Genomic DNA, 10,331 nt, shown 5'->3' with positions numbered 1-10,331 from the left:
ATTCAAACGAAACTAAACAACCAGTCGCCCGTTAAATACCGACAATTGGCTGTTTAAAAGGTGTTTTCTTACTGTCTCAAAAACGACAGTCAGTGCCTTTTGCAGGAAGCTTTTTCTAGCTATTTGAAGGGAATATGGACGATGGCAGTCGTTTCTAAATGTTTCGATGAATCGATGGAAATATCACCATGATATTTATGGACAATTTCTCTCACGATAAATAACCCTTGCCCTCTAATTTTACCATTCTCGTGTTTTTTCGTAGAAACCCCTTGTTTAAATATTTGGTTAGCATCTACAATATTTGGTCCAGTATTGGTAATCTTAAATTCATACTGTCCTTCATTTGCTCGACAACAAATTACAATTTTACGTTGTCCCTCAGGTAATTCATTCGCAGCATCAATCGCATTGTCAATTAAGTTGGATAGAATCTTGATTAAATCTGTCGTTTTAATCTTATTAAAATCACCTTGTGAAATCGTAAAATCCATATCAATATTATGATTTTGCGCCGTTAGCTTTTTCGTTTGTAATAATATGGACAAACCTGGATGATCTATATTTAATTTTAATGATTTAATCGCTTGTACTTCTTTAGATAGTGATGCTAAATATTGTTTTGCTTGATCTGTTTTTTCTAATTGTAAGAGACCATGTAAAACTTGAATATGGTTCGTGAAATCATGACGTAACGATGACACTGAAGTAATTAATGTTTTGATTTCTGCTTGATAAGTGTCTTCTGTAGCACCAACTTCCTTTGCTACCTCTTTTTGGTACCATCTTTGTAAAAATAAAAAAGAACCAGCAACAATTAAAATAAATACACCATTGAAAATAAAAATAAATAGGTTATCTTCAATCACTTTTCCCTTAATGCCATTCAATGTATCTGCGCCTATATCAATGCCTAGGTAACCAATAATTTTACCTGTATCATCTTTGATTGGTGCGCCAACCGATAAATAAGAGCCATGGACAGAATCATGGATGACCTCTGTGACATAGGTTTCACCGTTATAGGCTTTTTCAACTTCCTTGGCAGGAACAGTACAAACCTCACCTATATCAAAGCCTTTTTTTAGTTCACTTGGCAGGCCCATAACCATTGCTTTTGATACTTTCGGATTATCTACCTTTAATGTATAAACAAATAATGCTCCTAGCTTTATCCTTGCATCATTTAAGTAACTTCTTACTTCCCAATAATAATCGTTCTTCTGCGGATTATTCAAAAATTGCTGATAAGCAACTGTATCGATGGAAGAAGCTATGGTATTGGCTGCCTCTAGACTTTGATTTGCAATCGATTCTTCAACTGTCTTTTTAATTTTTACATAGGATGTCATGATGTTTAAACTTGTAAACAAACATAATAAAATCGTTGATAGAATTAATATTAGCTTTATTTTTCTATTTTTCATATAACACGGGACTTCCTCATCTATTAATATTCTAGAATATTAATCAACTCTATTTTTTTGCTTGTAAACCAAACAGTGCTTGTTTATCCTACATAAATTAAAACATAAAATCAATATTACTTTATCAATCCTTAAAATTACACGCCGTAAACACTAGTTTAATAATCCTTTACAAGAAAGTAAACTAAAAAGGTGAATCATCGCATTTTATGTCTCATTTCCTATACTTAGGGAAAATTCATAAAACTTCTAAAGCGAAGGTCACACAAAAAGATCAGGTATCTATCATACCTGATCTTTTTGTGATTTGTTATCAGAAGTTCGTGTCCGATCCTGTGGTTTTAGGAAGGATGGTCGTCGACTATAGCCCTTTGGCGATAAACGTAGCAAAGACTTCCTAATATTACCCTTTTCGAAATCTGCACTAAAATTAACATATGGCATACCTAGGACACGCATATTTGCCGCGTATATAATAATGAAAAATACGGAAATAAAGAAGCCGAATAAACCAAAAAAGGCAGATGCTAAAATGACAATTAACCGGAAAATGCTCATCGCTGTCACAAAGGATTGATTGACCAGTGTAAATGCAGCAATACTTGAAATCGCAATGACGACAATCATCGAAGGGCTCGTCACGCCAGCTTTAATCGCAGCATCTCCAATAATTAATCCTCCAACAACGCTGATAGAGCCACTAATTGCACTAGGTAGACGTAAATTGGCTTCGCGGAACATTTCAAACATAAATAGCATCATCATTATTTCAAGTATCGTCGGGAATGGTAATCCCGTTCTTGACTCGACCACCGTCGCAAGAAGAAGATAAGGGAGCTGCTCTTGGTGAAAAGTCGTCACAGCAAGCCAAAAACCGGGCAATAGCATACTAATTAGTATCCCTACTATTCGTAGAACTCGTTCCATTGAACTGACAATGATAGGATATTCATTATCCTCAGCTGTTTTAAAGAGCAGCATAATATTCGCAGGTATAATCATGGCGTAAGAAACACCATCGATCATTATTAGTATTCTTCCCCTCATTAATGCTTGGAGGGCAAAATCCGGTCTTCCCGTATAATCATGTCTGGGGAGGACTTTAGCAGTTTGTTCGATTGCCTCCATTAGCAAGTCTCCATTGACAACAATATCTGTATCAATCTTTTGTAATTGTAATCGGATTTGTTCTAACATATTCAAGTTCACAATGTCTTCCATATATAACACAGCTACCGTTGTTTTAGAGCGTTTGCCAATTTCTAAAGTTTCTACACTAAATGAATTTGTCGGTAAACGTTTTCGTAATAATGCTATATTAATAAATACATCTTCGATAAAATCATCTCTAGGCCCTTTAACAACTAATTCAAGCGTTGTTTCCCCCGGCTCACGATTAGGTCTTTTCGAAATATCACTAGAATAAATCAAGTGATCTTCTTCAAAATATAATAAAACATGGCCTTTATAGACTCTTGTAATGATATCCTCTTTCTTTGTCACCTTTTGTAAATACGGGATGTGAAGATGCTGTTCGATTTGTTCTTCTAACATTTCACCTGAACCACTATTAAATAAGTCTTGGACCCGTTGGACAACAACTGTCTGAAGGATTTGATCGTCTACCATTGCATCACAGGTTATCAAATGCACTGTATTTTGCTGAAATTTATACTGTTGGAATATCACATCAGCAGAGCGTTGAAATAGTGATTTCAACATTTTCAAATTCATCATTTGTTCCATTGAAATACTTCTCATCTCCTACTGAGTCTACTCAAGATTAGTACATTTCATAAATATACTTAGGCATATTTTTCCCATGGACATAAAAAATATTCAAGAAAACAAATGTTGTGACAACCTATTCAATATGTTCTTAGCCGATCATTTTTTGTAGATTAGCCATCTCAATTGCAGATATCGCTGCATCATAGCCTTTATTACCCGATTTTGTACCTGCGCGTTCAATCGCTTGTTCAATATTTTCTGTTGTAACAATACCGAAAATAACGGGTACATTCGTTGTTAAAGATACATTTGCAATACCTTTTGCCGACTCATTACATACATAGTCATAATGTGTTGTAGAACCGCGAATAACAGTTCCTAAACCAATAATGGCATCATATTTTTTTGTTTCTGCTAATTGTTTCGCAATAAAAGGCACCTCAAAAGCTCCAGGAACCCATGCAATATCAATCGATGCTTCTTCTACACCGTGACGTTTCAAACCATCCATTGCACCATCTAATAATTTGCTTGTAATAAACTCATTGAATCGACCTACAACTACTGCTATTTTTAAATCCGTTCCAATTAATTGTGCTTCAAATGTTTGACCCATTTTGAATGTCTCCTTTGTAAATCGTTATTTGTTTGTTGTTAATAATTGACTGCGATAAGCTACTAATGCTTCAATGGAAATTATTTTTAAGTCATGATATGCTGCATACTTTGTCAATTCTTCAAAGCGCATCATGTGACCATCGTCGCCCATAATTTCACAAATTACACCAGCAGGAATAGTATGACAAAGCTTGGCTAAATCAATTGTCGCCTCTGTATGCCCTCTTCGCTCTAAGACACCGTTTTCCTTTGCTATTAGTGGAAAAACGTGTCCTGGTCGACGAAAATCAGTATTTTTTGCTTGAGGCTCCATCATCTTTTGTATCGTGAAAGCCCGTTCAAAGGCACTAATCCCTGTAGTTGTGTCCACATGGTCGATACTTACGGTAAATGCTGTTTGGTGATTATCCGTATTATGCTGAACCATTGGATGCAGCTCTAGCTTTTGTGCCAGCTCCTGCGAAATCGGCGTACAAATTAGACCTCTTCCATAAGTCGCCATAAAGTTAATTGTTTCTGGTGTGATGAATTCTGCAAGTGCTAGAAGATCCCCCTCATTTTCTCGATCCTCATCATCCACCACGACGATCATTTTCCCTTGTTTTAAATCCTCAATGGCATCCTCAATTGCATGTAGCACTATTGTCATCTCCTCATAATGTGATCTTAAAAACCGTGTTGTGCTAGATAATCTCTCGTAATAGCGGGCTTGACTTGTCCATTTTTCAATTGGTGCAAAATATATTTGCCCACTAAATCCGTCTCAATATTGACAAAAGCTCCAATTTTCTTCATGCCCAAAATCGTTTCCTTGCAAGTATGAGGAATCAGTGAAATGGTGACATGATTCGTTTCAACTTGAAACAGTGTTAAGCTTGTGCCATCAATCGTTATAGAACCCTTTGGAATACAGAAGCTTGTTAGTTCCTCCGGTAACTCGATATCAATATAGACTGCGTTGGCTACTGGACGCTTTCGCAAAATTTTCCCTACACCATCTACATGGCCAGCGACAAAATGACCACCAAATCGCCCGTTAGCAGGCATGGCACGCTCCAAATTAACCGGGTCACCTACGGTTAGCTGATGTAAATTTGTTGCTTTGATGGTTTCAGGCATGACATCCATCGTAAGCTCTTGTTCCGTAAATTTGGTCACCGTTAAACAAACACCATTGACCGCTATACTGTCCCCTAACCCCACATCTTCTGCAACCTTGGATGATTGAATCGTTATTTCCATACTGTTCTTATTGCTTTGCAAGGCTTTAATCGTACCAATATCCTCTACAATTCCTGTAAACATTGCTTCACCCACTTCCGCTGATTTGTGTAGTTTTTATCCATCACTTTTGGTTTTTTAACCGTTATGTTCTGTAATTTTCCCATCATTTTTAACTTTCTATCCGTCTCCCTTCTTAAGCTAACAAAAAAAGAAAAACCCCTTTTATAAAGGGGTTTTGGGAGTATAAGATATCAACAAATAAGCCTAATTGGATATTGTTTTTTTCCATAGACTATCATCTCATTTGTTCTTCTCCCATCCAGACTATAACTGTCGGTTTTGGATTTGCACCAAATCAGCTTGCGCTCACGGACTTTGAATAACTTCATCACCGCCGATTGGGAATTTCACCCTACCCCGAAGAACATCTTCTATTCATTTGGATTGCTAAATCTGTGAGATCTACTAAGCATCTCCATCCTTAAGGTGGTGTATTTTGAACTTCATGTTAAACGAAGACAAAAAAACTTCCCAAAATACGAATGGGAAGTTTAGTGATAAATGCATAGTCAAATAAACCTTGTAAATTTATACAAATTTAAAAAGTTCGCATCTATACCCTTCTCCCATCCAGACTGTAACTGTCGGTTTTGGATTTGCACCAAATCAGCTTGCGCTCACGGACTTTGAATTGCTTCATCACCGCCGATCGGGAATTTCACCCTACCCCGAAGGATACTTTTATTTAGCTAGTCCTTACAATAACACTATTTAATTATATTATCTATACTTCTGCCTTTAATTTTTTTAAAAAGAGCCGCCTCTTGCGATAGAGGCGGCTCTTTAATCCTTTAATAGCTTACCTTTTGAACATACTCATCATAATTTCCTGAAAAGGCTGTCACACCAGTTGGAGATAGTTCCAACATTTTATCTGCCAGCTTATTAAGAAAATAGCGATCATGAGAAATACATAATAAGGTGCCTTCAAACTTCAATAGGGCCTCCTCCAATACTTCTTTGCTAAATAAATCAAGATGATTGGTCGGTTCGTCCATAATGAGCACATTTGCTTTTTGCAAAATAAGCTTTGCTAAGGCTACACGCGATTTTTCCCCACCGCTAAGAGAGGCTATCTTTTTAAAGACATCTTCTCCCATAAATAAAAAATTACCTAGTACTGTACGTACTCTTGCTTCTTCAATAGATGGAAAAGCACTCCAAACTTCATGTAATACCGTATTGTTTGGATGTAATGTCTCTTGTTCCTGATCATAGTAGCCTATTGTCACACCATTTCCCCATGTGATACCTCCGTTGTCCGGTGTAATTTCCTGTAACAATGCTTTAATCAAGGTTGATTTCCCAACACCATTCGGTCCTATTAATGCGACCCGATCGCCTCTGTATAAGGAAAAATGAATGTCTTGCAATAATGTTTTCCTGCTATCTTCTAGCTGAAAGGATATCTCTAAATCTGTTACTTTCAACACTTCTTTGTGCGATTTCTTGTCTGTGGCAAATGCCATCTGTGCATGTTTTAGATCCTTGTGCGGCTTTTCAAGGCGATCTATTCGTTCAAGCTGCTTCCGTTTATTTTTGGCGCTTTTCGACGAAGTGGCCATGGCAATATTCCGCTGAATATAATCCTCCATTTTAGCGATTTGTTGCTGCTGCATCGTATATTTTTTCTCTAGCAATACATGATTTTTAGCCTTACTTTCCACATACATAGAGTAGTTACCGCAATACTTTGTGCCATGGGTACGTTCAATCTCATAAATCTCATTGACAAGAGCATCTAAAAAGTAACGATCATGGGAAATAACAAGAATGGCTCCTTGATAACCACGTAAATAACCTTCAAGCCAGTTTAAAGTCGCAAAATCTAAATGGTTAGTCGGTTCATCTAATAGTAACAAATCTGGCTGTTCTAATAAGATTTTAGCGAGCGCCAGTCTAGTTTTCTGTCCACCACTTAATTTTTGGACAAGTGTGTTTTTGGGGATACCACCAAAGCCCATACCATTTAAAATACTATTTATTTTCGCCTCAATGTCATAGCCACCTTGTTGTGAAAACCAATCTAATTTGCCTGCATACCTTTTCATTACTTGTTCCAATTTTTCAGGGTCATTTATGCAAGAAGGCTCACTCATCTGCATTTCCAACTCTCGAAGTTCCTTTTCAACCACTAGCAGTTGCTTAAATGCGCCTAGCATTTCAGTCCAAATCGTATGATCTGGCTGCAACCCACTGTCCTGTCGCAAATAGCCCATTTTGACTCCTTTCCTCATAAAAATCTCCCCTTCATCATAAGGAAGGTCCCCTGCAATTATCTTTAGTAGCGTTGATTTCCCTGCTCCATTTACACCTATAAGTCCTATCCGATCCCCATGCTCCATTTTCATCGTTATCTTTGAGAGAATCGGGTCTCCCAAGTAACTTTTACTAATTCCATTTAATTGAAGTATCATCTTTTTACTCTCCTTATTTAGTTTATCCACCATTAGCAAGCTGAACGCTCAAGAAATAAATGGACCTATAAGGTTACACATCACTTTTCACTCCTTTCAAACACAAAAAAGGTGCCGTAACAAAACGGCACCTACCAAATGTCCCGATAAACAAGGGACATGTTAAATTTTACAATTAAACACAAAAAAACGCCGTTTGGAACCGGCGTTTGGTTATATCTATTCATCCTATTTCATTGGATGTCAATCATTGAGATAAAGAAGGCAAAAAGCAACCGGACCCTGTATCGATATGAAATTTGCTTAAAAAAGGGCAGACTCCACCCTTAGCCAGCAAATCCCCACAAAGATTATAAGATTTTACCACTACTTCAGTTAAACCTTTCGCACAGACAGTTTCCATTACTTCGCCCTCCCTTCGACATTATAATATCAACAAATCTACCACAATTCTTTCTAGAATACAAATGTCCTTCCTATTCTTCTGATCTTCTTTTCTAGATTTGAAGATCTTCGAAACTGACAATTCTATCATTAAATTTGAAAATATCATGGAACTTACCACTCTTAAAATCGTTCCTGTACAAGTGACTATTCAGTCCACCAGTTTGGAGGTCATTCACTTGCAATTTTTTAGAAACACAACGTATAAACAAGGTATTTTTTATGCCTTATTGATAGCTTGCTGCTTGATATCCATTATTTTCGTTCATCATAATGAACAGTTTTATGATCGCCCCATCGCTGAAGTGATTAAAGCCACAGTGTCAGAATCTGAACCTTTAACAGATATGTATGACAATGACGATTATTTGTATACACAGCATATTACCGCCGTCCTTAAAAATGGCCAGCATAAAGGACAAGCGATTCATTTGACCAATGAATATTCTGCATCTGGTGCATTTGATCAAGAATACCATGTCGGCAATGAAATCTTTGTCGGGATTGATAGCCATTCAATGCAGTCAACTTTAACGGGCACCATTCTCGATTTGAAACGAGATCAAACAATTGTTATCATTGCTTGGATTTTTATCTTTGCTCTACTCATTATTGGAAAAAGACAAGGTTTATTCTCCATAATTAGTCTAGTGGTGAATGCCTTGATTTTATCATTCGCATTGGACCTTTATGTAAAACACGGGAGCCTAAATTTATTAATGATAAGTGGTGTTTGTGCCCTACTATTTACCATCATTTCGTTGTTACTCATAAGCGGTATGAATACAAAAACGTATGCAGCTATTGTGTCAACGCTTTTAGGCACAATGATAGCCCTCATTATTAGTGCTGCTGTGATGTGGTTAACTGGTGAAAACGGTCTACGCTATGAGGAAATGCAATTTTTAACACGACCGTACCGTACTGTTTTTATGGCTGGATTATTTATTGGCTCGCTTGGGGCTGTTATGGATGTTTCCATTACGATGGCTTCCTCTATTTTCGCCTTATACGAACAAGATTCCACTATTCCTTTACAAGCTTTAAAAGCATCCGGCCATGAAATCGGGAAAGACATTATGGGTACCATTACAAGTATTTTATTTTTTGCGTACATATGTGGTTCCATACCAATGATCATACTTTATTTGAAAAATTCCTCAACATTAGGACTTACGTTGTCCTTGAATCTTTCATTAGAGTTAGCTCGTGCCTTTGCAGGGGGGATTGGGGTAGTCCTAACAATACCTATTAGTCAATATACGGCTATTTTTTTCATTAATCGAAAGAGGGTGAAAGAATGAATGTCATCGTTGTATTAGCAGGCATTTTATGCTTATTAATGATATTAATCGGAGGTAAGCAAGGCTTACGCTCTTTTCTTTCATTATTTTTAAATTTTGGTGTGCTCTTTGTGACCATTTTTCTCATGACAAACCCTAAAAATAGCCCAATCATCCTTACATTTATTGCTTGTACTGTTATCAGTTGTATAAGCTTGTTTTTTATCAATAAAACAAATAGTAAAACCATAACAGCGTTTATTTCGACGATGGTGACAATTGTCGTTTTACTCCTTTTTATTACAATCGTCACGAAAAAATCCATGATTCAGGGCTTTGGCGAAGAATCAACTGAAGAAATTAGTATCTTTTCCCTCTATATCGGTGTAAATTTTGTACAAATTAGTGCCTCTGTCATCATCATGAGTACAATTGGTGCCATTATGGATGTCGCCATTTCGATTGCATCTTCCATGCATGAAATTTTTCACCGTAATCCCTTGATTACTAGAAAAGATTTATTTGCAGCTGGTCTAAGCATCGGCAGGGATATTTTAGGGACCGACACAAATACACTATTTTTTGCATTCTTTGGAGGCTATTTAAGCCTACTCATATGGTTTAAGGACCTATCTTATTCGATTGGTGAAATCGTCAACTCTAAGGTTTTTAGTGCAGAGATGATGACTATTTTTTGTGCAGGTATTGGCATAGCCCTCATCATTCCTATTGCTTCCTCCGTCAATGCTTATTATTTAATAAGAAAACGAGAACAATCAGAGCATCTCTCCTCATAAATACCTGTCCTATCACTTATGTATGACAGATGCTTTGGTATTGTCATTACGCAAACCTCTTTGCAAGTATCGGGTGCCATTGACATAGCGGTAATAGTTACATAGTTCTCCGCAAAACAACACCAATTACCAGAAGCTTCGTTCCGGCTATTGTAAGTGCTGGTGATTTTCTTTTTGAAAAAAATACAATAAAACAGCGAAAAAAGAGATGCCTCACCTTACTTTTGAGGCATCTCAGACTGTAGACAAACTCAAAAAATTTGAGAGTTTGCCTACAGTCTTTTTTCTTTTACAATGAAATAAAGTAAAGCCGTTGATTTCCACTACGGG

General features: G+C 36.9%; 7 protein-coding genes, 1 pseudogene and 2 riboswitches. Of the genes and pseudogenes, 2 read left to right on the top strand and 6 right to left on the bottom strand.

What is annotated here, in order from left to right:
* Positions 1-119: 119 nt before the first annotated feature.
* The 6 genes and pseudogenes from AO843_RS23410 to AO843_RS23385 all read right to left on the bottom strand — a co-directional run bounded on the left by AO843_RS23410 (position 120) and on the right by AO843_RS23385 (position 7,477).
* Complete coding sequence (locus tag AO843_RS23410) at positions 120-1,427, bottom strand: Spo0B domain-containing protein (RefSeq protein WP_054613457.1); 1,308 nt, start codon at positions 1,425-1,427, stop codon at positions 120-122.
* Between the two features lie 285 nt (positions 1,428-1,712).
* Positions 1,713-3,173, bottom strand: a complete 1,461-nt coding sequence (locus tag AO843_RS23405; protein WP_054613456.1) for a spore germination protein — start codon at positions 3,171-3,173, stop codon at positions 1,713-1,715.
* A 133-nt stretch (positions 3,174-3,306) separates the two neighbouring features.
* The gene (gene ribE / locus AO843_RS23400) at positions 3,307-3,774 is read right to left on the bottom strand and encodes a 6,7-dimethyl-8-ribityllumazine synthase (protein ID WP_054613455.1); all 468 of its coding nucleotides are present in this window, start codon (positions 3,772-3,774) and stop codon (positions 3,307-3,309) included.
* Positions 3,775-3,825: 51 nt separating this feature from the next.
* A pseudogene (gene ribB, locus AO843_RS23395) lies at positions 3,826-4,416 on the bottom strand (3,4-dihydroxy-2-butanone-4-phosphate synthase); the annotation flags it as partial.
* 26 nt (positions 4,417-4,442) lie between these two features.
* Positions 4,443-5,081 carry a riboflavin synthase gene (ribE, locus tag AO843_RS23390; RefSeq protein ID WP_054613454.1) on the bottom strand — a complete coding sequence of 213 codons (639 nt, stop codon included), beginning with the start codon at positions 5,079-5,081 and terminating at the stop codon, positions 4,443-4,445.
* A 222-nt stretch (positions 5,082-5,303) separates the two neighbouring features.
* Positions 5,304-5,429, bottom strand: a riboswitch (FMN riboswitch).
* Between the two features lie 185 nt (positions 5,430-5,614).
* Positions 5,615-5,740: riboswitch (FMN riboswitch) on the bottom strand.
* A 111-nt stretch (positions 5,741-5,851) separates the two neighbouring features.
* A complete protein-coding gene (locus tag AO843_RS23385; RefSeq protein WP_231630246.1) occupies positions 5,852-7,477 on the bottom strand; it encodes an ABC-F family ATP-binding cassette domain-containing protein in 1,626 nt (541 codons plus the stop codon).
* Positions 7,478-8,100: 623 nt separating this feature from the next.
* Between AO843_RS23385 and AO843_RS23380 the strand changes: the two genes are divergently transcribed.
* Together AO843_RS23380 and AO843_RS23375 are read left to right on the top strand one after the other, a co-directional pair.
* Positions 8,101-9,225 carry a YibE/F family protein gene (locus tag AO843_RS23380; RefSeq protein WP_054613453.1) on the top strand — a complete coding sequence of 375 codons (1,125 nt, stop codon included), beginning with the start codon at positions 8,101-8,103 and terminating at the stop codon, positions 9,223-9,225.
* Positions 9,222-10,001 (top strand): YibE/F family protein, encoded by a 780-nt coding sequence (locus AO843_RS23375; RefSeq protein WP_054613452.1) that lies wholly within the window; start codon positions 9,222-9,224, stop codon positions 9,999-10,001. Before AO843_RS23380 ends, AO843_RS23375 begins: the two co-directional genes overlap by 4 nt.
* Positions 10,002-10,331: the final 330 nt, after the last annotated feature.

It is taken from the genome of Lysinibacillus sp. ZYM-1 (assembly GCF_001308875.1).
GTDB lineage: Bacteria > Bacillota > Bacilli > Bacillales_A > Planococcaceae > Lysinibacillus.
Note: the sequence above shows the minus strand (reverse complement) of the source record. Positions and strands in the feature narration are given on the sequence as shown.